This is a genomic window from Geomonas sp. Red276 (assembly GCF_054784495.1).
On record NZ_BLXW01000007.1, the window covers coordinates 89,112 to 115,670 of the forward strand.

Genomic DNA, 26,559 nt, shown 5'->3' on the forward strand with positions numbered 1-26,559 from the left:
TATAGCGTGCTCACGACGTTTTCGCAACGTGATTTCTCCCGTCCGGCTCCTTCGCCGCCACAGGAAAACCGATTGTAAATAATTAAATAACATGCTATCTATTTTATTGTCGCGTCGTCCCCTCCAGGCGGTGAGGAGAGCGGACCGCGGGTGCTTCCCCAGCGGAAGGGAGGTACCGGCGTGGTGGACAACTTTTTAAATGACCGGCGGTGAGCCGATAGCAGGGAGGTTTGCATGGTTCAGATAGTGACCGAGCCGTTGACCGGCGGCAAGGACAGGTCGAAGGTGGCGGCGGGGAACGAGCTCGGCTTCGGGAAGGTCTTCACCGACCGGATGCTGTTCGCGGAATGGCGCGAGGAGAGCGGGTGGGGAGTGGCGCACATCCAGCCGTACCAGCCTCTCTCGGTCGATCCGGCCGGGATGGTGTTCCACTACGGGCAGGCGATCTTCGAGGGGCTCAAGGCGTACCGCTGGCAGGATGGGCGGGTGGCGCTCTTTCGCCCCGAGATGAACGCCCGGCGCTTCAATCACTCCGCCGAACGGCTCTGCCTCCCCCCGGTTCCCGAGGAGCTCTTCGTTGAGGGGATCGCACGGCTGGTGGAGCTGGAGCGGGAATGGATCCCCACCGCGCCCGGGACTTCGCTCTACATCCGGCCGGTGCTCATGGGGGTGGAGGCGGCCCTCGGCATTCGTCCCGCCGATCGCTGCTGGTTCTACGTAGTCCTTTCCCCGGTCGGGGCTTACTACCGTAACGGCTTCGCCCCCACCAGCATCCGGGTGGAGGACCGCTACGTGCGCGCGGTGGCGGGAGGGACCGGGGAGGCCAAGACCGGCGCCAACTACGCGAGCTCGCTGCGGGCGGGGCTGGAGGCCAAGGAGCAGGGATTCGACCAGGTGCTCTGGCTGGATGGCCGGGAACGCCGCTACATCGACGAGGTCGGCTCGATGAACATGTTCTTCGCCTACGGGGAGACCATCGTCACCGCTCCGCTCTCCGGGTCGATCCTTCCGGGGATCACCCGCGATTCGGTGCTGACCCTGGCCCGGGAGCTCGGATACCGCGCCGAGGAGAGGCCGATCGAAGTCGGGGAGCTGATGGCCGATATCGAGGCGGGGCGGGTGACTGAGGCGTTCGGAACCGGGACCGCAGCGGTGATCACCCCGGTCGGCCGGCTCGGCTACCGGGACCGGACCATCGCGGTGGGGGACGGCGGAGTCGGCCGGGTCACCCAGCGCCTCTACGACACCCTGACCGGGATCCAGGGCGGCGTCGTCGCGGACCCGTTTGGGTGGTTGAGGTTCGTCGGGAGGTAGGGGGAAGTTGAAAGCAACGCGGGCCGCGTGCGCGGTCCGGAAGGAGGGATCGCCATGCCTGCCGGTACCTTGTGGTTCTATGCGCTGATTGCGCTGGCTGTCGCGTTCTTCTGCTACTGCCTGTTGGCGGCCGAGCCGATGGCGGATGAGCACGCCAACCTGATCCACCTGCTGTTCAAGCATTAGGAGACCCTTAGTTCCGGCGGTCATCGGTTGGACGGGGATGGGGTGTGCGGCGTTTGACCCGCTGGGTGGGGAACCCGGTCGGTAGGAGTGCGTTGGCCGGTCACGGAGCGGTTACCCGGTTACGGAGCTGGTAGGTTACGGATTGGGGATTGGGTTTCGGAGGCCGGAGCCGGTCAGGGCGGGGCAACGGAGCCGGGGTCAGTGCTTTACCCGGTCGCGGAGCTCGTTCACGGTGGATTCCAGCCGCTGCACGAAATCGTTCAGCTGCTCGATCTCCTGCTCGTTGAACGGCTTGAACACCTGCTCCTCCAGGGTGGTGAGTGTGGTGCGGATGGTTTCCACCAGCTCGCGCCCCTTTCCGGTCAGGGCGAGCTGCTTGGCCCGCCGGTCCTGCTCGTCTTCGCTCCGCTCGATCAGCCCCTTGTCGATGAGGGTGTCCAGCAGGCGGACCAGCGAGGGGCCTTCCAGTCCGAGCGAGGCGGCGAGCTCCTTCTGCCGGATGCCGTCGCCGAGGACGGAAAGGTGCAAAAGCGGCCGCCAGGTGGCGTCCGTCAGTCCCGAGGACTGGAACTCGGCATCCAGCACCTGGCGCCAGCGCCGGGTCAGCCCGTTGAGTCGAAAGAGGAGGTTGTGCATCGGATTCAAATAGCACGCTCTTTAGTGGGATGCAATGGGCAAAAAAAAGCCGCACCTTATGGGTGCGGCTTTTTTCATGGCCGTGGGGCCTTGATTACTTAGCAGCCGGGGCAGCCGGAGCTTCAGCCGGAGCGGCTTCTTTCTTAGCGGCTTTTTTGGCTTTCTTGGCTTTTTTCACTTTTTTGGCTTTTTTCACTTTCTTAGCGGGAGCTTTTTCGGCAGCCGGAGCAGCGGCGTCGGCCGGAGCAGCAGCCGGAGCAGCGTCAGCAGCGAAAACAACACCAGCGAAGGAAACGGCGGCGAGAGCAGCAACGAGGGAAGCAACGATCTTTTTCATTTCGTAAATCTCCTGAGAGTGGTTTGACTTCTTGATCTCTCATTGAGCATACCTCGTGCCAACTTGTAAAAAAAATGTAAGTGGCCGAAATAGCAGCGATGTGCCGTTGGGGGGCAACAATGAGAGTGGAGAAGGTCAACCTCAAATGAGGAGGCGCTGCCTCATTTGAGGTAAAGGGGCTTTTCGCCCCCTTCAGCTGCCGGGAAAAAAGGGGCAGGCGGTGCCCAGGCACTCCTTGTTATTGGCGGCGAAGGAGCAGACCGGATTGGAGGTGGCCGGCATCCCGGCGTCGAGGTGCCGGTTGAGGAAGTCACGGCCGACCGTTACCGCGAGGAAGGTGTCGCGTTTGCAGCAGCGGGGCCCTCCTGCTTCGCCGATGGCGGTGAGGCAGGAGGCGGTCATCAGGTTGTCCAGCCGCCATTCATGCCCAACCGGTCAAGGGGGACCCGGAAAAAGGGCGGTGAAAAAAAGGAGTTGACAGTACTAGACGACCGGTCTATTTTCGCCGCCATGAAGAAAAGCGACAAGAGATCGGAGATACTCTCCATCGGCACGGAGATGATTGCCCTGCAGGGGTACAACGGTACCGGGATCGATGCCGTCCTGAAGCGGGCCGGGGTACCCAAGGGCTCTTTTTATCACTACTTCGGGAGCAAGGAAGATTTCGGGCTGGCCATCATCGACCAGTTCGCCGCCCGCTACGACCAGTACCTCGCTTCCTTTCTGGACGACACCTCCTTCGCTCCCCTTGACCGGATCCGGAATTACCTGGAGAGGGTGCTCGCCTACCTGACCGGCACCAACTTCGCCAAAGGATGCCTGATCGGCAACCTCGGGCAGGAGCTGGCCGACCAGAACGAGCGGTTCCGGGAGCGGCTCGACCAGATCTTCCACTCCTGGAAAGAGCGCTTCGCCGCCTGCCTGGAGGAAGCGCAGAAGCAGGGAGAGCTCACCCCCCGCTGCGACCCCGCCGTCATCGCCGGTTTTTTCCTCTCGGGATGGGAGGGGGCGATCCTGCGGGCCAAGGTGATGAAATCGCCGCAACCGTTGAGGGATTTCATCGACACCATGTACGCGGCAGTCCTCGTGGCCAAATAACCCTCCCCGGGGGAAGGCCTGGCATTTCCTTGTTCGCGCCGGCTTTGGCCGGGGGCAGACCCTGCGCATTTCGATTTCACCCCGGCTTCACCGCCGGCAGACGGACTACCAGCCAGACGGCGCGAAGGCGCCGGAATCATTCTCACCACGTGAGGGAGAAAGGAGCAGTGATGGAGCAGCGCAGATTGGGAAGCCAGGGGCTGACGGTTTCGGCCCAGGGCCTTGGATGCATGGGAATGTCGGATTTTTACGGGGTGCGCGACGAGAAGGAGTCGATCGCCACCATTCACCGGGCGCTCGACCTCGGGGTGAACTTCCTCGACACCTCGGACATGTACGGCCCGTTCACCAACGAGGAACTGATCGGCCGGGCCATCAAGGGGAAACGGAACGACTTCGTGATCGCCACCAAGTTCGGCATCGTGCGAAGCAACCAGCCCGCCGCCAACGGTGGCTGGGCCCCCATCACCGGCATCAGCGGCCGTCCCGAGTACGTCCGCTCCGCCTGCGACGCCTCCTTGAAGCGCCTGGGCGTGGACCACATCGATCTCTACTATCAGCACCGGGTCGACAGCGAGGTCCCCATCGAGGATACCGTGGGGGCGATGTCGGACCTGGTCCAGGCGGGGAAGGTCCGCTTCATCGGGCTTTCCGAGGCCGCACCGGCCACCATCCGGCGGGCCCACGCCACCCACCCGGTGAGTGCCCTGCAGACCGAGTACTCCCTCTGGAGCCGTGATCCCGAGGACGAAATTCTCCCGACCCTGAGGGCGCTCGGCATCGGCTTCGTCCCGTACAGCCCGCTCGGGCGCGGCTTTCTTACCGGCCAGCTCAAGAGCTTCGACGACTTCCCCGCCGACGACTATCGCCGCAACTCTCCCCGTTTCCAGGGGGAGAATTTCGTGAAGAACCTGGAGGTGGTGGCCAAGGTCATCGAGATGGCGGCCTCGAAAGGGGTGAGCTCCGGACAGCTTGCGCTGGCCTGGGTCATGGCGCAGGGAGAAGACGTGGTTCCCATCCCCGGGACCAAGCGGGTGAAGTACCTGGAGGAGAACGTGAAGGCCGCCGCGATTGCCCTTTCCGCCGAGGATCTGGCCGAGATCGCGGCCGTCATCCCCAGGGGGGCGGTGGCGGGGGATCGCTACCCGGCCAGCATGATTGGCCTCATTAACCGTTGAAACAGTGAGATAGGAGGGATGACATGGAGTTAGCGACCACGTTCAAAGCGGTGGTGGTGGAAAAAACCGAGGACAAGCGGTTCGTCAGGAGCCTCAAGGAGCGGACCCTGGCCGAGCTTGGCGAGGGGGATCTCCTGGTGCGGGTCCGCTACTCTTCGCTCAACTACAAGGACGCCCTTTCCGCCACCGGCCACCCCGGGGTCACCCGGCAGTTCCCGCACACCCCCGGGATCGACGCGGCGGGCGAGGTCGTGGCCTGCGACAGCGGCGCGTTTGCGCCGGGAGACCGGGTGATCGTCACCGGTTTCGACCTGGGCATGGAGACCGACGGCGGCTGGGGAGAGTACATCCGGATCCCTTCCTCCTGGGCGGTCCGGCTCCCCGACGGGCTGACCCTGAAGGAGAGCATGGAGCTCGGCACCGCCGGCTTCACCGCCGCCCTTTCGGTGCTGAGGCTGGAAGCGGGCGGGGTGAAACCCGCCGACGGCGACGTCCTCGTCACCGGGGCCACCGGTGGGGTCGGGAGCCTGGCGGTCTCCATCCTGGCCAGGGCGGGGTACCGGGTGGTGGCGGCGACCGGCAAGGGCGCGGACGAGGCCTTCCTCCGTTCGCTCGGTGCGGCCCAGGTCATCGCTCGTTCCGAGGTCACCGAAGGTGGGGACCGTCCGCTCATGAAGGAACGCTGGGCGGGGGCGGTCGACGTGGTCGGTGGGGAGACCCTGGCGGCGGTCCTGAAATCGACCCGCTACGGCGGTACCGTCACCTGCTGCGGGCTGGTCGGTTCATCCGATCTCGCCGTGAACGTCTTCCCCTTCATCCTGCGCGGTGTGACCCTCGTCGGCATCGACTCGGTCAACGCTCCCGCCGCCACCCGCCAAAAGGCATGGGAGCGGCTCGCCGGCCCCTGGAAGCCTGAGCGGCTCGCCGAGCTTTCCGTCGAGGTCGTCCGCGAGAAGCTGGACGAAAAAATCGACGCCATCCTGCAGGGAGCGATCCGCGGACGAGTGGTGGTGGCGCTTCCGTAGGGGTAGGTAAGGGTGACGCATGGCGAACATCATTCTTCTCGCAATCTGTCTGCTGGCGGGGATCGGCCTCAGGAGAAACGGGCGCTTTCCGTCAACCACGCCGGCGGCGCTCAACGGCTTCATCATTCACATTTCGCTCCCCGCCCTGGCGGTCCTGCATATCCACGACCTCAAGCTGGATGCCACCCTGGCCCTCACCGCCGCCATGGCCTGGCTCCTCTTCGGGGCCGCCTGGATCGTTTTCGGGGGGAGCGGGAGGGCGTTGAAGCTCGAGCGGGAGACGGTCGGGGCGCTCATCCTGGTGGCGGGGCTCGGGAACACCTCGTTCGTGGGATTGCCGATGATCGAGGCGTACTACGGGAAGGAGTTCCTGGGGGTGGGGATCGTGGCCGACCAGCTCGGCTCCTTCATGGTCCTCTCGACGCTGGGTATCCTGGTAGCCACCTGCTACTCGTCCGGCTCGGTATCGCCCCGGCAGATGGCCAGGAAGATCCTTCTCTTTCCCCCGTTCCAGGCGCTGGTGCTGGCTCTGCTCCTGAGACCGGTGGCCTTCCCGGCCTGGGCAGTGAGCGTGCTCGAGAAGCTCGGGAGCACCCTCACGCCGCTGGCCCTTTTCTCGGTCGGCTTCCAGCTCCAGTTCGGTGGGATCCGCGCCGAGGCGAAGGCCCTCGTTGCCGGGCTTTCCTACAAGCTCCTCCTGGGGCCGGCGTTGATCGCCCTGTTGTACGTCCTTTTCCTCGGCGCCAAGGGGACCGTCACCCAGGTGACCATCTTCGAGTCCGCCATGGCGCCGATGATCTCGGCGGGGATCATCGCCATCGACCACGACCTCAAGCCGCAGCTGGTCGGCATGCTGGTCGGGGTGGGAATCCCGCTTTCCTTCGTGACGCTCTACCTCTGGAACCTCGCGCTCGCGGGGGTGTGACCGGCCGGGGAAGAAAGAGACGGCGGTAAAAGAAAAGGGTTACGGATCTCCTCCGTAACCCTTTTTCGCGTTTGAATGGGGGCTGAAGGTCAGCGGACCGCGAGGGCGTAGCCGATGGCGGACTTGGCGTGGTTGTAGACGCCGAAGTCGCAGCTGTACACGCTCCAGGCCTCCCCCGGATCGGGCTGGTAGCTGGTCGAGGTCCAGTAGTAGGTGAAGACCTGGAAGCTCTGGAACACCGGGGCGAAAGTGACCGTGACGCCGTCGGGGCCGGGGATCCCGTTGAAGTAGTTGGCGATCGGGAAGGTGGGGGCTCGGTCGGCCAGGCTCAGCATCTCGTTCCGGTTCGGCATCCGCCAGTCGCCGGGGGCTGAGCCGTCGGTGAGGCCGCACTGGCCGCTCGACAGGGCGTTGACCGCGGTAAGGGAGCCGGACCAGTTTCCGGAGATGCAGTCGGCCTTTTTCAACCAGGTGAGGCCGGTGACCGTGTCGGAGAGGGTCCCGTTCCCATTGTCGACGAAGCGGGGCGAGGTGAGATGGATCCCGAGTTGCAGCGCGGGATCGTCGCCGGTCCCGAAGGAGATCCCCGAGCCGCCCCCCTGGCCGGAGAAGAGCCCGGTGGCCAGCAGCTTGACGGCGCCGTTTCCTCCCGATTTCACCGCCCACACGGAGTTGGAGGAGCTGGTCTTGGTGTTGGAGAAGCTCCCGTCCCCGGCGTCCTGCCCGTTGATCCACCTGCCGTCGGTGAAGCGGATGGCGAGCGCGTTGGCGATCCCCGCCATGTAGGTGGTCGAGGACCAGTACGCGTTGCCCTGGGCAACGTTGGTGAAGGGGGCCCCCGCCGGGAGGGAGGGGGCGGCGCGGGAGACGTCCACCAGGCTTTCCAGCTCGTTCACGTTGGGCATCCGCCACTGGCCGGGGAGCGAGCCGTCGACCAACCCGCACTGGCCGCTGGCGAGCTGGTTGGCGTTGGCGAGGCTCGCCATCCAGTCGGCGGGGGGGAAGCAGCCGGCGTTTTTGAGCCAGACGAGCCCGGTCAGGTTGTCGGTCGCCGTGCCGTCCTGGTTGTCGGTGAAACGGGTGGCCGGCCAGGCAACACCGGCCCGCACCGCATAGTCATCCCCGACCGCGTAGCTGGCCGCTTCCCCGGTGGAGGGGAGGCTCGCCAGCCGGTCTCCCGGCCGATAGGCGGTGAAGTCGGCCCCGGTCACGTCGTGGGACGGCATGGTGAGGAACCGGATCACGGTGCGGTAGTTGCCGTTGAAGTCCTCCCTCATCACCTTCCCTGCGGGGTCGGCAACCGAGGGATAGAAGGCGAACCCGCTCTTTTCGGCGTAGACGGCGTAGTCGGAATACTGGTTGTTGTAGAGATCCGGGAACGAGTAAGCGCCGCTGGAATCGGTGGTGGCCGTCGCCGTCGTGTTGCTGTTGTTGTAGTAGAGCGTCACCGTCACCCCGGAAACGGGGACTCCGTTTCGGTCGCTGATCACCCCCGAGAGCCGGTCCCGGGAGGGGGATGACTGGTTGACCTGGTTGCCGCCGGAAAGTCCTCCGCTGCCGCCGCAGCCGAAGAGCAAGGCCGTCCCAACCAGAAGTGCCATCCACCCGGTTCCCCTGATCCCGCACCCTCTGCGCCGAACGTTCACCATCGGTCACCTCGCGTTTTTACCCGATCCCCGTCGGGGGGGCGAGTACGTTGCCAATTGTGCCCGGGATGCCAGCAATTTTCCGGCCAACTCTCCTCGAGGCTTAAGTGGCTGATATTTCGAGTTGCTGGAGGGGGAGGACCGGCCTAGGTGTTCAACCTTTGCACAAAGGGGCGTGCGCGCGAGGGGGCGCAGGCAAAAAAAGGGTGGGGCGCCGCGGCACCTCACCCTTTCTCTCTTCACCGCACCAGGGATTACAGCTCGATGGAGACTCCGGAAACCTTCTTCGTGTCGGCGACGAACTTCCCGTAGGCGGCGTCGGTCTTCATGATGTGATCGAACAGCCAGTCCTTCAGGAAGGTCATGAGCTCAAGCGAGAGGTGGGTCTTCCCGCTTTGGTGGTCCCGCTGGATCTCGATGATGCGGGTCACGAACTTCTGGTGCTCGGCAAGGTGGGCCACCAGATCCGGGTAGTGGGCGTTGCTCATGATGATCTCTTCGGTATTGAAATGGTAGGTGGCATAATCGACCAACTGGTCCAGCCATTCTCCCACCTGGGTGTCGCTTTCACGGGCCAGCACCGCATCGTAGGTCTTGTTGAGCAGTTCGACCAGACGGCGGTGGTGCAGGTCGACCTCTTCGATTCCTACCTGAAGGCTGTCGTTCCAGATGATAATCGGCATACAAGCTTCCTCCTCTGCGGGGCATTGAAAAGCCCGGTGCCGGCCGGGCTTTGTACGTGCTTAAGAAATATTGTCTTGAGACGGTATCTCCTGATCTCCCGTTCGTCAACTCAGGTTTTTTCGCAGTCCGGCCACGCCCCGGCCCGGGATGGAAACAGCCGGGCCGCTTGTGCCTTTGGCCTCCGGCTGCCGGTTTTATCGGCAGTTGCCGCCCAGAGCGGCAGGCGATATGGGGCACGCTTCATAACGGTAGCGCAAGAACCCCCGCGGCCGCTGCATTTCCGGCCAAAACGGGTGCCGGTGCCATGCTGGCACGCCTTGTGTAACTTTACAGCCGGAGCCCGCTTGCTATGCTATCTGGCGAAGCGGTGGGACGGGGCCACCGCTAGGGGGAATCTGCTCCATGAAAAATAGAGACGACAAGGTGGAAGTTGCCGGCCATCTCTGGTTCAACCTGGCCGAGCAGAGATTCCTGGGAGGCGAGCGGATCGAGCTCCTGGAGAGGATCGACCGGCTCGGCTCCATCGCCAAGGCCGCCAAGGCGAGCGGGTTGAGCTACAAGACCGCCTGGGACATGGTCCGTACCATTAATAACATGTCCCACCTCCCGCTGGTGGACCGGCTGGCCGGTGGCAAGGGGGGAGGGGGGACCAGTCTTACCCGGGAAGGTAAACGGATCCTGGGACAGTACCGCGTGATCCAGGAGGAGCTGCAACGGCTTCTCGGTAACCTCGGCAGCAGGCTCGGCGATACCGAAGACCTGCTCCGATTCATAAGGAGGATTAGCATGAAGGTCAGCGCACGCAACAGTTTTGCGGGGACGGTCACCGGCATAACCAAGGGAGCGGTCAACTCGGAGGTTACCCTGACGCTGAAAGGAGGGGTTCCGCTGGTGGCGGTGATCACCAACGGCGCCGTGGAGAACCTGGGACTCGCCACCGGAACCGAGGCCTACGCCATCATCAAGGCGAGCTCGGTCATCATCGGAACCGACCTGCACAACGCCAAAGTCAGCGCCCGCAACGTTTTCTGCGGTACCGTCGCCAAGGTGATCCAGGGACCGGTCAGTACCGAGATCGACGTCGAGATCGGTGGGGGGAACACGGTGAGCGCGGTGATCACCCACGGAAGCGCGGAACGGCTGGATCTCAAGCCCGGCGACCATGCCTGCGCCTTATTCAAGGCGAGCTCGGTCATCATCGGGGTGAGCTGAGCCCGGGGAGGGGGTGGCGCCTGCTGCCACCCCTTTTTCCCGGCCGGGCGTTATGGTATCTTCGCCATAACGAGTCAAACCACACCCCATCCTCACCCTGCCATCTCCTTGAAGGGGAGGGCAGGTACAAGGAAGCGATGTGGGGGGGATGAAACAATGAAAAACGGCGCGGCGGCCGGGACGTCGCCCGGCTGGGCGCCGGATGAAGCTGGAGGAGACGAGTTATGAGGAAAATGGTGGTGACGGTGCTGTTGGCGTTGCTGGTCGCTTCCCCGGCCATGGCGGCTGAGGTGAACCTCTCGGTAGCGGCGAGTCTCAAGGAGGTGGTGAACGAGCTCTGCGACCGGTTTGCCAAAAGGCATCCCGGCGTGCGGTTTTTGAAGAACTACGGCGGCTCCGGCCAGCTGGCCCGCCAGATAGAGAGCGGCGCCCCCGGCGACATCTTCATCTCGGCCAACGTCGAGTGGATGGATTATCTCAAGGGGAAGAGGCTGGTCGACGCCAGGAGTACCGGCATTTTCACCCACAACACGCTCGTCTTCGCCGGGACTCCCGGCAAGGCATCGTCGCTGCGCGACCTGGCCAAGCTGGAACGGATCGCCATCGGGAGCCCGAAGAGTGTGCCGGCCGGGGAGTACGCCATGGAGGCCCTCACCAGGGCCGGGCTCGCCAAGCAGGTTGAGAAGAAGCTGGTGATGACCAAGGACGTGCGCGAGTGCCTGATGTACGCCGACCGGGGCGAGGTGGACGGCGGCTTCGTCTACCGCACCGACGCGCTGCAGGCGAAGAAGGCCCGCATCCTTTTCACCGTCCCCGCAAACCTCCACGAGCGGATCGTCTATCCCCTCGCCCTCACCGTCACCGGAGCCCGCAATCCCGATGCGGTCGCCTTCCTCTCCTTCCTCAAGGGGGCCGAGGCCAAGAAGGTGCTGGAGAAGTACGGCTTCTCCGACCAGTGATCGGCAAAATCCCTACAGTTTCCGTCCCGGCTGCCGATAAGAAGCGTGCCTATCATCCGATAATTAAAAGCTGCGGGGGACAGTCATGGGAATGTTCACTGGCGGGGCGAAGAGCGCGGGGTCTCCGGAGGCCAAAAAGTATCACGCAAGCTATGGAGCCCTCCTCTCTGACGGGGAGATCATTGAAGTTGGCTTCACCGTCTTCCGGGATACCTTCCTCTTCACCAACAAAAGACTCATCCTGGTGGAGGTCAAAGGGTTGTCCGGGAAGCAGATCGAGTATCTGTCCATCCCCTACGCGAAGATCATGAAGTTCAGCGTGGTCACCGGTTCGGCATTCGACCTCGATGCCGAGCTGAAGATATGGGTCGGCACCGAGACCATTCCGATCGAGAAAAAGTTCAACAAGGACGTCAACGTCTACGAGGTGCAGAAGATGTTGGCGAGCCACGTCCTCAAGTAGAGTCGTTTCCCCGGAGCCGGTGTATGTGCGGACGCTTCACCCTTGATCTTCCCCCCGAGCTTTTGGCCGAACTCTTCAACCTGGGCGAGCTCTGTCCCCTCCTCTCCCGCTTCAATATCGCCCCCACCCAGCCGGTGGCGGTGGTCCGGGCGGATCTGTCGGGTATCCGGAGCCTCGCCCTTTTGCAGTGGGGGCTGATCCCCTCCTGGTCCCGGGACCGCGGAGGTGCGGCCCGCATGATCAACGCCCGCTCGGAGACGGCCGCGGATAAGGCCGCCTTCCGGCAGGCGCTCAAGCTCAGGCGCTGCATCGTCCCCGCCTCCGGTTTCTACGAGTGGCGACGGGAAGGGAAGGCCAAGGTCCCTCACTACGTCACCCTGCGCGACAAGGCCCCCATGGCGCTTGCCGCCCTCTGGGAGAGCTGGCGCTCACCGGAGGGGGAGGTGGTGGAGTCCTGCACCATCCTGACCACCGATGCCAACCCGCTCGTGGAACCGCTCCATTCGCGCATGCCTGCCATCCTGGCCCCGGCTGACTGGGACCGCTGGCTGGACCGGGGGATCCGGGATTCCTTGCAGGTCACGCCGCTTCTCACCCCCTATCCCGCCGAGCTCATGCAGCAGTGGGAGGTCTCATCGCTGGTCAACAGTGTCCAAAACGATTCGCCGGCGCTCGTGGAGCGTCGGGAAGCGGTCATGTCCCTCTTCGATTGATGATCTCAGAAAAGCGAACGACGTCCGGAATCTACCAGGGAGATGAACAGTTCGGTGTGCGGGTTGGGGGAGGGGGGAGCCATCGACCGCAGATGGGTCCGTTTCCTGCGCATGTTCGGGATGGGAGGGTGGAGGGTAATGTCCGCCTGGCGGTAGGCGTCGAGGATACGGACCAGTAGCCGCTGCGACCCGTTGAGGGCCAGCTGGAAGATGCGACAAATATCGGGATCCCGGAAGGAGGCGGCGAAGATGGTATACTTCTCGACGCTGCACTGCTTGTCTACCAGCGCCGCCCGCAACTGGCGGTACAGCGTCCGGCTGGAGGCCTCCCTCGGGTACGGGAGGGGAGCGGGAAGTTGCAGGTCGTCGGCGGGCATAAGCCGGCTCGCTATCTTCTCCGGGCAGCGTCTGGCGATCTCTTCGACGATCTCCCATTGCCGGGCGCCCAGCTCGCGCAACAGCTCTCTGGCGTAGTTGTCAGGGTGCATGAGCGCCGCGTTGCGCAGACCGCGGTAACTGGTAAGCTCGGTGAGCAGGGCGAAACGGAAGGCCTCTTCCATTAGATGTTCCATGGCGTTTCCTCTGGTAAGTATGCCGCGTCAGGCGGCGCCTTAGACGCTCCGTCTCCGCGAGTTCATTGCCGATGGGGATGAAACGAAAAAAATTGTCTTCTCATTGGACCATGATAATCTTATCTGCCCCCCCAATCACCGTCAACAACGTTAATATTAATGATGAGGGGGCGTCGGCTACATGAAAACCGCGAGGAGCCTGGGCTAACGATGGCGTACAGCGTTGAAGATGCAAGGGTAATCAGGGTGCTGGTGATCGATGACCACACCATCGTACGGCAGGGGATCAGATACCTGCTCGGGAAATACCCGGACCTTTCGGTGGTGGGGGAAGCGGACAACGGGAAGCGGGGAGTCCAGCTGGCCGGGGAACTCCGCCCGGAAGTCGTGGTGATGGATCTCAACATGCCGGTCATGGACGGGATCGACGCCACCCGGGAGATCCTGGCCCTTCACCCGCAGACCCGGATTCTCATGATGACCATGTACGAGGACCGGCTCCAGGTTACCAAGGCTCTCCAGGCCGGCGCGAGGGGATACCTCCTCAAGGACCACACCTCGGATACGCTGGTGGATGCGGTACGGACCGTGGCGGCCGGTTACCACTACCTCTGCCCGGAGATCCTTTCCCTGGTCATCGAGGGGTACCTCGAGCTCGTCAAGGAAACGGCTCCGCGGCAGGAAAATCCCCTCTCCCCCCGGGAGCAGGAGATCCTTTCCCTGATCGCCCGGGGAGAGAACGCGAAGGGGATCGCCTTCCAGCTGAAGTTGACCCCCAAGACGGTGGACAACCATCGCCAGCAGATCATGAAGAAGTTGAAGCTCAATTCGATCGCCGATCTCACCAGGTACGCCGTGCGGGCGGGGATAGTCCGCCTCGACGGCTGAGGGCGCTATGAAAATTCGCATCATTCTCGTCGATGACCATGCCATCGTGAGGGAATGTCTCTGCTCCATCCTCGAGCGCTGCGACGACTTCGAAGTGGTCGGCCAGGCCGGGGACGGGGTCGGGGCGGTACGCCTGGTTCGAGAGCTGGCACCCGACGTGGTCGTCATGGACGTCGGCATGGAAGGGATGAACGGTATCGATGCCACCCTTTGCCTCGCCAGCGAGGCTCCCGACGTCAAGGTCCTGATGGTCTCCATGCATAACGAGAGGCGGATCCTGGAGGATGCCCTGCGGGCGGGGGCGCGCGGGTTCGTGCTGAAGAGCGCGCAGGCAGCCGAGCTGGTCAAGGGGATCAAGACGGTGGCCGCGGGGGGACGCTACATCTCGCCGGAGTTGGGGACGATTGGGGGGGCGCAGCGGCAGCCGAATGGGGGGGGGGTGACCCTGGAACCGCTCCTGACCGAGCGGGAGCGGGAGGTCCTGGTGCTGCTGGCTTCCGGCAGGAAGTCCAAGGAGGTCGCCACCATCCTCGATATCAGCGTGAAAACGGTGGAGTCCCACCGCGCCCACATCATGAAAAAGCTCGGACTTAACAACATCGCCGACCTCACCCGCTATGCCCTGCGGGAAGGGCTGCTCACCGGTTAGCAGCCCGCGCCGCGTCCCGAGGTCCCCTCGCCGCAGGTTCACTCGAGCTACCTCGCTCTCTCCAACTCTCCGGCTCCCCTTTGCTGGGGCGCACCCAGGCTCCCAGCTCTCTCCCGCTCCCCGGCCCCCGGCCCCCGGCCCCCGGCCCCCGGCCCCCGGCCCCCGGCCTCCGGCCTCCGGCCTCCTGACTCCTGACTCCCTGACTCCCTGACTCCCTGACTCCCTGACTCCCTGACTCCCTGACTCCCTGACTCCCTGACTCCCTGACTCCCTGACTCCCTGACTCCCGGTGTTCAACCCCTGTCCCGTTCACCGCTCGCCGGCAGCCGCGAGATTCCCGCCCGATGCGGTTTCTCCCCGGTCTCCGTTATGCGTATACAGGAAAATTCCCTATGTACTAGGAAAAAACCTGATATTGATGGGGCCGAACCGGCCGAAGAGCAGAATCAAGAGGTAGTTCTAGCTGATGACGGGGGGCGAAAATGTATTTCATGCCACTCGTCCAGCGCTTCGAGTCATAAGGAGGTTCTCAGATGTCAGTTGCAGCGATTACCGAGAGTGCCCAGTACCTGACCTTCAGACTTGGTGAAGAGACCTTTGCGCTCGATGTCGGCAAGGTAAGAGAGATCCTCGACTTTACCGTCGTCACCAAGGTACCCCAGACCCCCCCTTTCATGCGAGGCGTGATCAACCTCCGTGGCAGCGTGGTGCCGGTCATGGATCTCCGCCTGAAGTTCGGGATGACCGAGACCACGAAGACCGTTGACAGTTGCGTCATCGTGGTCGAGATGAAGCTCGAGGACGACCTTTTGGTCATGGGGGTGCTGGCGGATGCCGTGCAGGAAGTGATCGACATGGCGCCGGAGCAGATCGAGCCCCCCCCTCGCATCGGTTCCAAGCTGAACACCGACTTCATCTTCGGCATGGCCAAGCACGACCAGCAGTTCATCATCATCCTGGACATCGACCGCGTCTTCGCCGGCGAAGAGGTGGCGGTGGTTGCCCAGGCGAGCCAGCAGGCCGCCTGACGGGACGGCCGATAACGACGTAGGCCGATGGCGTTGAGCTTCATGCGGGATCGGCCACCCCTGGAACGGGAGGCCGACTTCCAGGTCCCGCACGCCACCGGTCGCAGCCGGATCAAGTTTGGGATGCCGAGGGCGTTCCACGGTCGGGAGAGGTGTATCCCGGCTACGACACACCCTCTCACCCCAACACCACCGGCGGCGATTACCGCCTCATCCTCTGAAACCACGTGCCGCTCCATTTCCCTGACGGCAAAGGGGGGAAGTGGGCGGGACGTCACACCAGGCGTTCGCCCGCGGTGGGTATCTCATCACCGAGACATACAGCGAAGCATCCTGGCGCGCTTATCCGGCTCTTCGTCCAGGGGCCCCCGATGACAGCAGTTCCCAAGTAGACCCAGAATCGCCCACTTTCTCAACTAGGAGACGCGCCCATGAAATGGCTCGCTAACGTAGCTATAGGCAGAAAACTATACGCCGGATTCCTCACCGTGGTCGCCATCGTGCTGGTGCTGGTCACGGTCGCCTACCTCAACTTCAGCGCGCTCGGTACTGCCAACCAGATGAACGTGCACACCTACGAGGTACTCGACCACGTGGGAAACATGCTTACCTCGCTCATCAACATGGAGACCGGGACCCGCGGCTACGCCCTTTCGGGGGACGACAAATTCCTGGATCCTCTCAAACAGGGGAAGATCGCCTTCGCCAAGGACTTCGAGGAGGCAAAAAAGCTGACCGCGGACAACCCGCGCCAACAGGAACGCCTCTCCCAACTTTTGGCCATGAAGGACCAGTGGATGCAGGTCGACGTGGAGCCGACTATCGCCTTGAGGAAGCAGGTGGTGGCGGGAAGGGCCTCGATGGACCAGGTGGTGAGAAGCATCCAGGAAGCCAAGGGGAAGACGCAGATGGACGCCATGCGCGCCGTCCTTTCGGAGATGACCAAGGAGGAGAGCTCCCTCTTGGCCGTGCGGATGAAGTCGGCTGACTCCCGCAGGTCCACCACCAAGCTGGTCATGATCGGCGGCGGGCTCACGGCCGTCATCCTCGCCATGGTGATCGCCTACTTGCTGGACCGCGCCATCACCCTCCCCATTTCCAAGGCGGTCGAGGTGGCCAAGAAGGTCTCGGAAGGGGATCTCTCCAGCGAGATCGATATCGAGAGCAGTGACGAGGCGGGGCAGCTGCTGGCGGCCCTGCAGGAGATGACCACCCGGATCAAGGCGCTGGTCGCCGACACCAACATGCTCTCGGGTGCCGCCGTGCAAGGGACGCTCTCCACCCGCGCGGACGCCTCCAAGCACAAGGGGGATTTCCAGAAGATCGTGGCCGGCGTCAACGAGACCCTCGACGCCGTCATCGACCCCCTCAACGTGGCCGCCGAATACGTCGAGAAGATCTCCAACGGCATCATCCCGCCGCAGATCGCCGACAACTACAACGGGGACTTCAACGTCATCAAGAACAACCTCAACAACATGGTGAGGATGATGAACGACCTGCTGGCGCAGACCGACATCCTGATCCAGGGGGCGGCCAACGGCGAGCTCGACAAGCGGGCCGACGCCTCCCTCTTCGTCGGGGGGTGGAACAAGCTGGTGGTCGGGGTGAACGACACGGTGGCCAACATCGTCAATCCCCTGAGGGTTACCGCGGAGTACGTGGACCAGGTGGCCAAGGGTGTCATCCCGCCGGCCATCACCACCGACTACAAGGGCGAGTACAACGTCATCAAGAACAACCTCAACAACCTGGTCCTCATGATGAACGACCTGCTGGCGCAGACCGACATCCTGATCCAGGGGGCTGCCAACGGCGAGCTCGACAAGCAGGCGGACGCCTCCCTCTTCGTCGGCGGCTGGAACAAGCTAGTGGCGGGGGTGAACGACACGGTGGCCAACATCGTCAATCCCCTGAGGGTTACCGCTGAGTACGTGGACCAGGTGGCCAAGGGTGTCATCCCGCCGGCAATCACCACCGACTACAAAGGCGAGTACAACGTCATCAAGAACAACCTCAACAACCTGGTCCGCATGATGAACGAGCTGCTGGCGCAGACCGACATCCTGATCCAGGGGGCCGCCAACGGCGAGCTCGACAAGCGGGCCGACGCCGCCCTCTTCGTGGGGGGGTGGAACAAGCTGGTGGTGGGGGTGAACGACACGGTGGCCAACATCGTCAATCCCCTGAGGGTGACCGCGGAGTACGTGGACCAGGTGGCCAAGGGGGTCATCCCGCCGGCCATCACCACCGACTACAAGGGCGAGTACAACGTCATCAAGAACAACCTCAACAACATGGTGAGGATGATGAACGACCTGCTGGCGCAGACCGACATCCTGATCAAGGGGGCTGCCAACGGCGAGCTCGACAAGCGGGCCGACGCCGCCCTCTTCGTGGGGGGCTGGAACAAGCTGGTGGTGGGGGTGAACGAGACGGTCACCAACATCGTCAACCCGCTCATGGTCACCGCCGACTACGTGGACAGCATCAGCAAGGGGGACATCCCCCCCCGCATCACCGCGGAGTACAAAGGGCAGTACAACATCATCAAGAACAACCTCAACGTGCTGATCGATGCCATGCAGTCCATCACCACCTCCGCCAAGGAGATCGCCTCCGGAAACCTCCTCGTGGAAATCAAGGAGCGCTCCGAGAAGGACGAACTGATGCGGGCCCTGGGGGCCATGGTGACCCAGCTCTCCAACGTGGTGGCCGAGGTCAAGGCGGCGGCCGACAACGTGGCGGCCGGGGCCATGGAGATGAGCTCCGGCTCGGAGAACATGTCCCAGGGGGCAACCGAACAGGCGGCGGCGGCCGAGGAGGCTTCCTCCTCCATGGAGCAGATGAGCTCCAACATCAGGCAGAACGCGGACAACGCGCTGCAGACCGAGAAGATCGCCGTGAAGAGCGCCCAGGACGCGCTGGAAGGGGGCAAGGCGGTGGCCCAGACCGTTACCGCCATGCGCGAGATCGCCGGCAAGATCAACATCATCGAGGAGATCGCCCGCCAGACCAACATGCTGGCCTTGAACGCGGCCATCGAGGCGGCCCGGGCCGGCGAGCACGGCAAGGGGTTCGCGGTGGTGGCCTCCGAGGTGAGAAAGCTCGCCGAAAGGAGCCAGGCGGCGGCCGGCGAGATCAGCAAGCTCTCGGTCTCCAGCGTGGACGTGGCCGAGCAGGCGGGGACGATGCTTACCCAGATCGTGCCGGACATCCAGAAAACCGCCGAGCTGGTGCAGGAGATCAGCGCCGCCTCCCGCGAGCAGGACACCGGCGCCGGCCAGATCAACCGCGCCATCCAGCAGCTCGACCAGGTCATCCAGCAGAATGCCGGCGCCGCCGAGGAGATGTCGTCCACCGCTGAGGAACTCTCCAGCCAGGCCGAGCAGCTCCAGTCGACCATCTCCTTCTTCAAGGTGCGGGAGAGCGGACAGGCCAAGAAGCCGGCGCCCCAGAGGAAGGTCCAGTCCAAGGCCGTCACGCGGGTGGCTCCCCACCAGCTTACCAAGGCGGAGGAGCAGGTGAAAGGTGCCCTCCTGGCCATGAACGGCGAGGGGATGGACAGCGATTTCGAGCGCTTCTGATCGGTGGAGCGCCATGCGATGCAAAAAGGGGGGCCGGCTTAGCCGGCCCCCTCTTTTTTGGCCGCCGGGGCGGTGTGGTTGACATCGATGGGTGGGCCATTAGAATGTTTTTGCCATTACCGTGCCAGGAGGTTCCCATGAGTTCCGATACCGGTTCCATCCGCAAGATCCGCAAAGTCTGGAAGAGCAAACCGACCCTGGAAGGCGCCGGGGTCCATCTCAAACGCGCCTTCGGCTACTACCAGGTTCCCAACCTCGACCCCTTCCTCCTCCTCGACGACTTCCGCTCCGACACACCGGAGCACTACCTGAAGGGGTTTCCCTGGCACCCCCACCGCGGCATCGAGACCATCACCTACGTCTTGCGCGGCCGGGTGGAGCACGGCGACAGCATGGGCAACCGCGGGGTGATCGGCTCCGGAGACCTGCAGTGGATGACGGCCGGCAGCGGCATCATCCACCAGGAGATGCCCAAGGGGGACGACGAGGGGCGGATGTACGGCTTCCAGCTCTGGGCGAACCTCCCCGCCTCCCACAAGATGATGGATCCCCGCTACCGCGGCCTGACCGCCGCCGAGATCCCGGAGGCGCGCCTTAAGGACGCCCGGGTCAAGGTGATCGCCGGCCAGATCGGCGGCGTGCGGGGACCGATCCGCGACGTGGTGGTCGATCCCGAGTACCTCGACGTCACCCTCCCGGAGGGAACCACCTTCACCCATGCCATCCGCCGCGGGTACACCGCCTTCGCCTACGTCATCGACGGCCACGGCTACTTCGACCTCGAACGCAACCCCTATGCCCACGAGATGGTGGGGACCAACTACTTCGACCTCGAGCGTACCTGCGAGTGCGGGAGCGAGAACCTCGTTCACTACGACGACGGCGATGCGGTGGCGGTCTCCACCCAGGAGAGCCCGGTCCGATTCCTGCTGATCTCCGGCAAGCCGATCGGGGAGCCGGTCGCCTGGTACGGCCCGATCGTGATGAACACCCAGCAGGAGCTGGAGGTCGCCTTCCGGGAGTACCAGGAAGGGACCTTCATCAAGCACCGCTAGCCGAACTTTTTTCATTGACCGGCTCACACTCCCGATGCTAGCTTGCCGCCAGCAGTCCAAGGAGCGTCAAGGAGTGATGGAAGGATGAAGATTGCCGCGATGATCGGATTTTTCTGCGCAGGGGGCGGGCTGACCCGCTACTACCTTTCCGGTTGGGTCTATTCGATGCTGGGGAGGGCATTTCCCTACGGGACCCTGGCCGTCAATGTGATCGGTGCCTACCTGATCGGTGTGGTGATGGAGCTCGGGATGCGCAGCACGGCGATCTCCGACACCCTGAGGGTCGGGCTCACCGTCGGCTTCATGGGGGGACTCACCACCTTCTCCACCTTCAGTTACGAGACCTTCAAGCTCCTCGAAGACGGCCAGTTCGCGGTAGCCTTCGGCAACGTTTTGGGGAGCGTGGTCCTCTGCCTTTTATGCACCTGGCTGGGGATCGTCACCATCCGCTCGATATGAAGGAGGGGCCTTTGAAACAGGTAGGGGAAAAAGTGCTGATGAGGATCTTCATCGGCGAGGAGGATCGCTTCGAGAAAAAGCCGCTCTACGAGGCGCTGATGGAGCTTTTCCTGGCGGAGGGGTTCGCCGGCGCCACGGTGATCAGGGCCGTCTGCGGATTCGGCGGACACCGGGCCTACCATACCCAAAAGCTGCTCGATCTCTCCGCGGACCTTCCGCTCATCGTGGAGGCGGTCGACACCCAGGAGAAGATCGACCAGGTCATGCCGAAAATCGACGAGATGATGAAGGGAGGGATGATCACCCTGGAGAAGGCCACGGTGATCCGCTATGGGGAAAAATAGCGACGCGCTCTCCCGCAAGGAGGCTGCTATGAAGGCTTGGCCTGGCTTGCCGACTTCGCCATGAGCCTTCCCGGACCGGTGCTGATCCCCTGGGAGCACAAGGAGAAATCCGCGTCATCCGCGTTCCATTGTCTTTGTCTTAGGTGTTCATCGCCCTTACAAACTGATCGATGATTTGGAAGGTCTCCCTCGGCTTCTCTTCCTGCGGGTTATGACCGCACTGCTCGATGATCTCCAGCCTCGAGCCCGGGATGACGGCATTGAGCCGGGTCCCCTGGGAAAGGGGAACGATCCGGTCCTCCCTCCCCCACAAAAGAAGTACCGGGAGCCTCAGGTCGCCGAAGTGGGAGGCCAGCTCTTCCGCGTCGTCCGGCACCAGCGATCGGCAGGTCTGCACCAGGGCCCGCTTGGCCGCCCGGTCCCGGTAGCAGGGGGCGTACCTCTTGATATGTTCCCGGTCCACCAGGCTATGGTCATGGTAGGCCGCTCTGAGTCCCACCTTGATCCAGATATCGGGGGCGTACATCGCCACGAAGAGCCGTCCCACCAGCGGGTAGCCGAACAGCTCGGCGATGAGCGGGAGCTGCTGGAGGTAGCCCGGCCCGGCCATGATCACCAGGGAAACGACCAGCGCCTCCTTGCCGGCCAGATGGAGCTCGACCGCGGTCATCAGCGTCACCGCCCCCCCCAGCGAATGTCCCACCACGGTTACCCCGGCGAGCTCCTCCTTCTCCAGGAAAGCGATGAGCCTGCGGCTGTGCCCCCGCATGGAGTAGTCACCGTTTTTGGGCTTGGACGAATCTCCCGATCCCAGGAGGTCCACCAGGTAAAGGGTGTAGCGGTCGGCGGGGAAGAGCGGCACCAGGTCCTTCCAGCAGGCGGACCGGGAGGCGAGCCCGTGCAAAAGCACCAGGCGTTTTGGACCGTTTCCGTACTTGCGGTAGCGGAGCGTTTCGGTCTCGGAGAGGTGACAGGCGAGGGGCGTTGAGTTCATGGGGATGATTGTACCAGAAGCGGCGTGAAACGCCCGCGGGGACTAGGCCGGCGGCGCGGCCGTGATTTCAAGGGAGTGCGAGATGGCCAAAGAGATCGAACGCAAATTCCTGGTCGCCGGCGACCAGTGGAGAAAGGGGGCTTCGCCCGTCCACACCCGCCAGGGGTACCTCTCCTCCGGGGCGGAATGCACCGTGCGGGTGCGCCTGCAGGGTGAGAGGGCCTTTCTCACCATCAAGGGGAAGACCCGGGGGGTGAGCCGGGACGAGTACGAGTATCCGATCCCCCCCGCGGATGCGCGCGAGATGCTGGACAACCTCTGCCCGTCGCCGCAGGTCGAGAAGAACCGCTACCACGTCACCTACGCGGGGATCCAGTGGGAAGTGGACGAGTTTTTGGCCGACAATGCCGGCCTGGTCGTGGCCGAGGTCGAGCTCGAGAGCGAGGATCAGCAGGTCGAACTTCCCCCCTGGGTCGGCGAAGAGGTCTCCCGCGACCCGAAGTACCGCAACGTGAGCCTCGTGCAGCACCCCTTCTCCCGGTGGGGAAAGGAGGGGGGGGAATCACGTAAATAGTACCGCTGCCCACTCTTCAAACGTATACGCTATCCCGCCATTCTTCCTCATTGAATCGCTAAAGTTATCCCTGCCGGGGTCGATGGGGTAACTTGTCGCTCGGTACCGATTTCATCTCGAAACCATTGGCCGGCGTTAATTGCGCCACGCCTCCGTCCGGTTTCTCGAGATGCCATCGCGTGCCGATCCATCCTACCCAGCAGGAGCCCCGCGATTGAAGATAGCCACCAAGATTTCTCTCTCCATTATTGTTGCCGTCTGTTTTGCCGTGGCCGTAACTTCCTTCCTGTCTCTTTACCAGACCAAAAAGGAACTCACCAACAAGGCCAGGATCGACCTCGACGCGAGGATGAGAACCCTTCACCTGCTCTTAGAGAGCAAGGGGGGCGATCTGAGGATGGCCGACGGTAAACTTATGGCCGGGTCGTATGTCATAAACGACAACTACGAGATTCCCGACAAGATCAAGGAGCTCTTCGGGGGCGCCGCGACCATCTTCATGCAGGACACCCGCATCTCCACCAACGTGATGAAGCCGGACGGAAGCCGTGCGGTCGGCACCAAGCTCCAGGGGGCCGCGTATGACACGGTCCTCAAGGAGGGGAAACCGTTCCGCGGGGCGGCCGACATCCTGGGCGTTCCCTCCTTCACCGCCTATGACCCCATCGTGGACCGCTCCGGTGCCGTCATCGGTGCCCTTTACGTCGGCGAAAAGCAGAGTGAGTACCTGGCCCTCTACCAGCATCTCGCCTACATCGTGGCCGGCATCGGACTGGCTCTCGGGGCCATCCTCTCGCTCATCATGCTGGTGCTGGTGAAGGGACTCCTACGCCCCTTGGGGAGGATGTGCGTGATGATCGAGGACATCGCCCAGGGGGAAGGGGATCTCACCAAGCGGCTCGAGGTGAGCTCCTCTGACGAAATCGGGGAGGTCGCCGGCTGGATGAACCACTTCATGGAGAAACTCCATGGCATCATCTCCCGCACTGCGGAGACCACCCAGAGGCTCGCTGCCGCTGCTGCCCGGCTGGAGGAGACGGCCCGGAAGATGGCGCAGGGAACCGACCGGGTGGCTCTACAGGCCGAGTCGATCGCTACCGCCGGGGACGAGATGTCCGCCACCTCGGGTGATATCGCACAGAACTGCGGGAAGGCGGCGGACGGGTCGGGCCGCACCTCGAAGGCGGCCGCGGAAGGGGCTAAAGTGGTCGAGGAAACCATTACCCTCATGGCCGGGATCGCCCAGCGGGTCCAAGAGAGCGCCCAGCGGGTGGCGGGGCTTGGAACGCGCTCGGAGCAGATCGGCGCCATCGTCAGCACCATCGAGGACATCGCGGACCAGACCAACCTCTTGGCCCTCAATGCCGCCATCGAGGCGGCCCGGGCCGGTGAGCAGGGGCGCGGCTTCGCGGTCGTGGCCGACGAGGTGCGGGCCTTGGCCGAGCGGACGGGGAAGGCTACCAGGGAGATCGGGTCGATGATCCGGGGGATCCAGGCGGAGATAGGCACCGCGGTAGTCGCCATGGAACAGGACGTCCATGAGGTGACCAAGGGGAGCCGGCAGGCGGCGGGGTCGGGCCGGGCACTGGAAGAAATCCTCGGCATGATCGACGACATGACGGCCCAGATTCACCAGGTGGCGACAGCGGCCGAGGAGCAGACGGCGACCACCGAGGAGATCAGCCACAACATGCACGACATCAACCACGCCTTGGCCGAGACCTCCCACGGGGTCCAGGAATCGGCCGCCGCCGCCCACCAGCTCGCCTCCATGGCCGAAGACCTCCGCCAGATCGTCGGGCAGTTCCGGCTGCGGGCCTAACCACCCCGGCTTCCGCCCAGCCGAGGTCTCCCTCCCTTCAAGGGGAGGGCGGGGTGAGGAGGGGAAAGGAGCGCCCGGGGGAAGATCGGCGCATCCGGAAGGCTTTGGAGCTTTCGAAAATAAAAAAGGCCCGCCGGCACTCATGCCGCGGGCCTTTTCCCGAAAAATAACTGACGTCCATGTTGGGACCTTCCTGAGTTTCCGTTGCACAGGTATGTGACGACAGCCAGGGTGCGATGGGGTACCCCAACTGGTTTGTGTCACGGAACCTATTTCAGCGGGTTTGGCCGCTGGAACGGATGGGGATGTAGCCGCTTCAGTTTTTCAGGCGTGGTCGGCTCGGTCCGCGTGGACGTCAATTACCAACCCCTACGGCCTTTTGCGGACCAAGGGATTGTTTCAAAGAGCTTGGTGTTCCTTCCTTCCATTAAGTTCATTCTACTCCCCCCCTAATTCCGGTGTCAATAGCACCTCTCATGGAAAAATATCCTCGAAGCCGCTAACGTATTCCCTCCCTCCGTCTTGGGCCGTCCAGCGGGGATCTATCTTTCTGATACACTCTTCTAATCCAATGAAAAGGGCAACCGGGCCGGATTCATCGGTGGAGTCACCCGTGTGGCGGCTTCCCATCCTCCTTTTGCCCGGGACGTCGGCAAAGCGCTCCCCACCGGCGGGAAGACCCGTTCGGGGGAATCCGTCCGCTGGTACGACAGGCGAGGTCATGACCGCTCGTATCCTCATCATCAATACCAACCGAGAACTCTCTCCCCAGCCGGCGGTGCCGGTGGGGGCGGCCTGGGTGGCCGAGGCGCTCCACCAGGCGGGTTTCAACGTGAAGCTGCTGGATCTCTGCTTCGCTCCCGACCCGCTCAAGGCGATCGAGCGGATGCTGGCGGTCTTCTACCCGGAAGGGATCGGCCTGTCGGTGAGGAACCTCGACAACTGCGACTTCCTCGCTCCCCGCAGCTATCTTCCCGAACTGAAGGAGGTCGCCGCTCTTCTCAAAAGCCGCAGCGGCGCGAGGATCCTGGTCGGAGGCGCGGGGGCCAGCATCATGCCCCGGCAGCTGCTAGATTACCTCGATCTCGATCACGCGGTGGTGGGGGAGGGGGAGCGGGCCGCGGTGACCTTCTTTGGTGGCGGCAGGGAGAAAGAGATTGCCGGCCTGGTCTCGCGCGGTAACCTGCGGGATGGGAACCGGCCGGCGACGGTCGTCCCGCAGGGGAAGCCGGCTGCGGTCACCGCTTCCTGCGGCACCATCGACATCATGCCCCGGCTGCACCGCTGGATCGACACCCGGCGCTACCTGAAGCTGGAGCCGGTGCTGCCGGTGCAGGGTAAGCGCGGCTGCGCCAAGGGCTGCCTTTACTGCACCTACGGCCGCATCGAGGGGGAGAACTGGCGGCTAAGGGACCCCTCCCGGGTGGTGGAGGAGATCGAGCGCTCCATCCGCGACACCGGCGCCCGCGAGTTCGAATTCGTGGACAGCGTCTTCAACGAGCCGGAGGGATACCTCGAAGGGGTGCTGGAGGAGGTGCTGAGAAAGAGGGTGAAGGCCCATTTCAGGGTCTCCTCCCTTTCCCCGAAGGGGCTGACCGCAAAGCAGCTGGCCCTGATGGAGCGAAGCGGGGTGAAATCGCTGGTGGTGACCCCCGAGAGCGCCTGCGACCGGACCCTGGCGTCGCTGGGGAAGGACTTCGGCGAGGACGAGGTGCGCCGTGCCGCCGAACTCTTCGCCCGCAGCCGGATGCGGGCACTCTGGTGCTTTCTGGTGGGGGCTCCGGACGAGGACGAGACGAGCCTCACCAAGACCGTATCCTTCATCAACGGCGCGATCGGGAAGAAGGATGCCGCCTTCGTCACCATGGGGATCAGGGTCTATCCCGATACCCCGCTCCATCGCGTGGCCGTCGCCGAAGGGGTCATCCCCGCCAGCCACGACCTGCTGATGCCGTCATTTTATTTCAGCGGCAAACTCACTACCGGCCGTGCCAGGGAGTGCTTTCAGGCCGGGGTGAACGACCTCTCTCGCTGTATCTTCGTTTCCGATACCGGTTCCCGCACTGTCACCGGATTACGCCGTCTGGGCACCATGATGAAACTCCCCGGCCCCTTCTGGCGCTATGCCAGGTATCTCAACCGGATCAACGGGAAGGGGCGGGTGATCTACCGCGGTTGATACCGGGGAAAGCAGATTGAAGATGTTGTGTT

At 63.5% G+C, this 26,559-nt stretch carries 27 protein-coding genes and 1 pseudogene; 21 read left to right on the forward strand and 7 right to left on the reverse strand.

The features are described from left to right. The first annotated feature begins 234 nt into the window (after positions 1–234). Together ACYVL5_RS07020 and ACYVL5_RS07025 are read left to right on the forward strand one after the other, a co-directional pair. Positions 235–1,314, forward strand: coding sequence for a branched-chain amino acid transaminase (locus tag ACYVL5_RS07020; protein ID WP_460594842.1), 1,080 nt, complete (start codon positions 235–237; stop codon positions 1,312–1,314). A gap of 54 nt (positions 1,315–1,368) precedes the next feature. After that, the gene (locus tag ACYVL5_RS07025) at positions 1,369–1,500 is read left to right on the forward strand and encodes a hypothetical protein (protein ID WP_460594843.1); all 132 of its coding nucleotides are present in this window, start codon (positions 1,369–1,371) and stop codon (positions 1,498–1,500) included. A gap of 198 nt (positions 1,501–1,698) precedes the next feature. Here ACYVL5_RS07025 and ACYVL5_RS07030 read toward each other — a convergent pair whose 3' ends face one another. The 3 genes from ACYVL5_RS07030 to ACYVL5_RS07040 all read right to left on the reverse strand — a co-directional run bounded on the left by ACYVL5_RS07030 (position 1,699) and on the right by ACYVL5_RS07040 (position 2,887). Beyond that, positions 1,699–2,136 carry a MarR family winged helix-turn-helix transcriptional regulator gene (locus tag ACYVL5_RS07030; protein WP_460594919.1) on the reverse strand — a complete coding sequence of 146 codons (438 nt, stop codon included), beginning with the start codon at positions 2,134–2,136 and terminating at the stop codon, positions 1,699–1,701. Positions 2,137–2,230: 94 nt separating this feature from the next. After that, positions 2,231–2,473: a hypothetical protein gene (locus tag ACYVL5_RS07035; protein WP_460594844.1), complete on the reverse strand. Its 243-nt coding sequence runs from the start codon at positions 2,471–2,473 to the stop codon at positions 2,231–2,233. 192 nt (positions 2,474–2,665) lie between these two features. Beyond that, positions 2,666–2,887 (reverse strand): DUF5714 domain-containing protein, encoded by a 222-nt coding sequence (locus ACYVL5_RS07040; protein WP_460594920.1) that lies wholly within the window; start codon positions 2,885–2,887, stop codon positions 2,666–2,668. 60 nt (positions 2,888–2,947) lie between these two features. On the opposite strand from ACYVL5_RS07040, the gene ACYVL5_RS07045 reads away from it, so the two are divergent. From ACYVL5_RS07045 to ACYVL5_RS07060, 4 genes are all read left to right on the forward strand, one after another. Next, positions 2,948–3,571: a TetR/AcrR family transcriptional regulator gene (locus ACYVL5_RS07045; RefSeq protein WP_460594845.1), complete on the forward strand. Its 624-nt coding sequence runs from the start codon at positions 2,948–2,950 to the stop codon at positions 3,569–3,571. Between the two features lie 170 nt (positions 3,572–3,741). Further along, positions 3,742–4,749, forward strand: coding sequence for an aldo/keto reductase (locus tag ACYVL5_RS07050; protein ID WP_460594846.1), 1,008 nt, complete (start codon positions 3,742–3,744; stop codon positions 4,747–4,749). Between the two features lie 23 nt (positions 4,750–4,772). After that, on the forward strand, positions 4,773–5,774 hold the full coding sequence (locus ACYVL5_RS07055; protein ID WP_460594847.1) for a YhdH/YhfP family quinone oxidoreductase: 1,002 nt from the start codon (positions 4,773–4,775) through the stop codon (positions 5,772–5,774). Between the two features lie 19 nt (positions 5,775–5,793). Further along, the gene (locus ACYVL5_RS07060; RefSeq protein WP_460594848.1) at positions 5,794–6,699 is read left to right on the forward strand and encodes an AEC family transporter; all 906 of its coding nucleotides are present in this window, start codon (positions 5,794–5,796) and stop codon (positions 6,697–6,699) included. A gap of 89 nt (positions 6,700–6,788) precedes the next feature. On the opposite strand, the gene ACYVL5_RS07065 is transcribed toward ACYVL5_RS07060, so the two are convergent. After that, positions 6,789–8,300 (reverse strand): Lcl domain-containing protein, encoded by a 1,512-nt coding sequence (locus tag ACYVL5_RS07065; protein WP_460594849.1) that lies wholly within the window; start codon positions 8,298–8,300, stop codon positions 6,789–6,791. Between the two features lie 299 nt (positions 8,301–8,599). Continuing rightward, positions 8,600–9,028 carry a bacteriohemerythrin gene (locus ACYVL5_RS07070; protein WP_460594850.1) on the reverse strand — a complete coding sequence of 143 codons (429 nt, stop codon included), beginning with the start codon at positions 9,026–9,028 and terminating at the stop codon, positions 8,600–8,602. A gap of 403 nt (positions 9,029–9,431) precedes the next feature. On the opposite strand from ACYVL5_RS07070, the gene ACYVL5_RS07075 reads away from it, so the two are divergent. The 4 genes from ACYVL5_RS07075 to ACYVL5_RS07090 all read left to right on the forward strand — a co-directional run bounded on the left by ACYVL5_RS07075 (position 9,432) and on the right by ACYVL5_RS07090 (position 12,376). Continuing rightward, complete coding sequence (locus ACYVL5_RS07075) at positions 9,432–10,241, forward strand: TOBE domain-containing protein (RefSeq protein WP_460594851.1); 810 nt, start codon at positions 9,432–9,434, stop codon at positions 10,239–10,241. A 224-nt stretch (positions 10,242–10,465) separates the two neighbouring features. Then, entirely contained in the window at positions 10,466–11,200 is a 735-nt protein-coding gene (gene modA / locus ACYVL5_RS07080) for a molybdate ABC transporter substrate-binding protein (RefSeq protein ID WP_460594852.1), read from the forward strand. Positions 11,201–11,285: 85 nt separating this feature from the next. Next, entirely contained in the window at positions 11,286–11,663 is a 378-nt protein-coding gene (locus ACYVL5_RS07085) for a PH domain-containing protein (RefSeq protein WP_460594853.1), read from the forward strand. A 23-nt stretch (positions 11,664–11,686) separates the two neighbouring features. Next, positions 11,687–12,376 carry an SOS response-associated peptidase gene (locus ACYVL5_RS07090; protein WP_460594854.1) on the forward strand — a complete coding sequence of 230 codons (690 nt, stop codon included), beginning with the start codon at positions 11,687–11,689 and terminating at the stop codon, positions 12,374–12,376. Between the two features lie 5 nt (positions 12,377–12,381). On the opposite strand, the gene ACYVL5_RS07095 is transcribed toward ACYVL5_RS07090, so the two are convergent. After that, on the reverse strand, positions 12,382–12,948 hold the full coding sequence (locus tag ACYVL5_RS07095) for a hypothetical protein (protein ID WP_460594855.1): 567 nt from the start codon (positions 12,946–12,948) through the stop codon (positions 12,382–12,384). A 210-nt stretch (positions 12,949–13,158) separates the two neighbouring features. On the opposite strand from ACYVL5_RS07095, the gene ACYVL5_RS07100 reads away from it, so the two are divergent. The 8 genes and pseudogenes from ACYVL5_RS07100 to ACYVL5_RS07135 all read left to right on the forward strand — a co-directional run bounded on the left by ACYVL5_RS07100 (position 13,159) and on the right by ACYVL5_RS07135 (position 20,958). Continuing rightward, positions 13,159–13,836: a response regulator gene (locus ACYVL5_RS07100; RefSeq protein WP_460594856.1), complete on the forward strand. Its 678-nt coding sequence runs from the start codon at positions 13,159–13,161 to the stop codon at positions 13,834–13,836. A 7-nt stretch (positions 13,837–13,843) separates the two neighbouring features. Further along, positions 13,844–14,485 carry a response regulator transcription factor gene (locus ACYVL5_RS07105; RefSeq protein ID WP_460594857.1) on the forward strand — a complete coding sequence of 214 codons (642 nt, stop codon included), beginning with the start codon at positions 13,844–13,846 and terminating at the stop codon, positions 14,483–14,485. 533 nt (positions 14,486–15,018) lie between these two features. Continuing rightward, positions 15,019–15,513 (forward strand): chemotaxis protein CheW, encoded by a 495-nt coding sequence (locus ACYVL5_RS07110; RefSeq protein ID WP_460594858.1) that lies wholly within the window; start codon positions 15,019–15,021, stop codon positions 15,511–15,513. A 560-nt stretch (positions 15,514–16,073) separates the two neighbouring features. Continuing rightward, positions 16,074–17,222, forward strand: a pseudogene (locus ACYVL5_RS07115) (CHASE3 domain-containing protein); the annotation flags it as partial. Positions 17,223–17,276: 54 nt separating this feature from the next. Next, complete coding sequence (locus ACYVL5_RS07120; protein WP_460594921.1) at positions 17,277–19,100, forward strand: methyl-accepting chemotaxis protein; 1,824 nt, start codon at positions 17,277–17,279, stop codon at positions 19,098–19,100. Positions 19,101–19,237: 137 nt separating this feature from the next. Further along, positions 19,238–20,155: a pirin family protein gene (locus ACYVL5_RS07125; RefSeq protein WP_460594859.1), complete on the forward strand. Its 918-nt coding sequence runs from the start codon at positions 19,238–19,240 to the stop codon at positions 20,153–20,155. Between the two features lie 84 nt (positions 20,156–20,239). Beyond that, the gene (crcB, locus tag ACYVL5_RS07130) at positions 20,240–20,614 is read left to right on the forward strand and encodes a fluoride efflux transporter CrcB (protein WP_460594860.1); all 375 of its coding nucleotides are present in this window, start codon (positions 20,240–20,242) and stop codon (positions 20,612–20,614) included. Continuing rightward, a complete protein-coding gene (locus ACYVL5_RS07135; RefSeq protein WP_460594922.1) occupies positions 20,611–20,958 on the forward strand; it encodes a DUF190 domain-containing protein in 348 nt (115 codons plus the stop codon). Before crcB ends, ACYVL5_RS07135 begins: the two co-directional genes overlap by 4 nt. Positions 20,959–21,097: 139 nt before the next feature. On the opposite strand, the gene ACYVL5_RS07140 is transcribed toward ACYVL5_RS07135, so the two are convergent. Beyond that, a complete protein-coding gene (locus ACYVL5_RS07140) occupies positions 21,098–21,952 on the reverse strand; it encodes an alpha/beta fold hydrolase (protein ID WP_460594861.1) in 855 nt (284 codons plus the stop codon). A gap of 82 nt (positions 21,953–22,034) precedes the next feature. Between ACYVL5_RS07140 and ACYVL5_RS07145 the strand changes: the two genes are divergently transcribed. The 3 genes from ACYVL5_RS07145 to ACYVL5_RS07155 all read left to right on the forward strand — a co-directional run bounded on the left by ACYVL5_RS07145 (position 22,035) and on the right by ACYVL5_RS07155 (position 26,527). Further along, on the forward strand, positions 22,035–22,526 hold the full coding sequence (locus tag ACYVL5_RS07145) for a CYTH domain-containing protein (RefSeq protein ID WP_460594862.1): 492 nt from the start codon (positions 22,035–22,037) through the stop codon (positions 22,524–22,526). Between the two features lie 214 nt (positions 22,527–22,740). Further along, entirely contained in the window at positions 22,741–24,348 is a 1,608-nt protein-coding gene (locus ACYVL5_RS07150; protein ID WP_460594863.1) for a methyl-accepting chemotaxis protein, read from the forward strand. Positions 24,349–25,069: 721 nt separating this feature from the next. Next, positions 25,070–26,527, forward strand: coding sequence for a B12-binding domain-containing radical SAM protein (locus ACYVL5_RS07155; RefSeq protein ID WP_460594864.1), 1,458 nt, complete (start codon positions 25,070–25,072; stop codon positions 26,525–26,527). Positions 26,528–26,559: the final 32 nt, after the last annotated feature.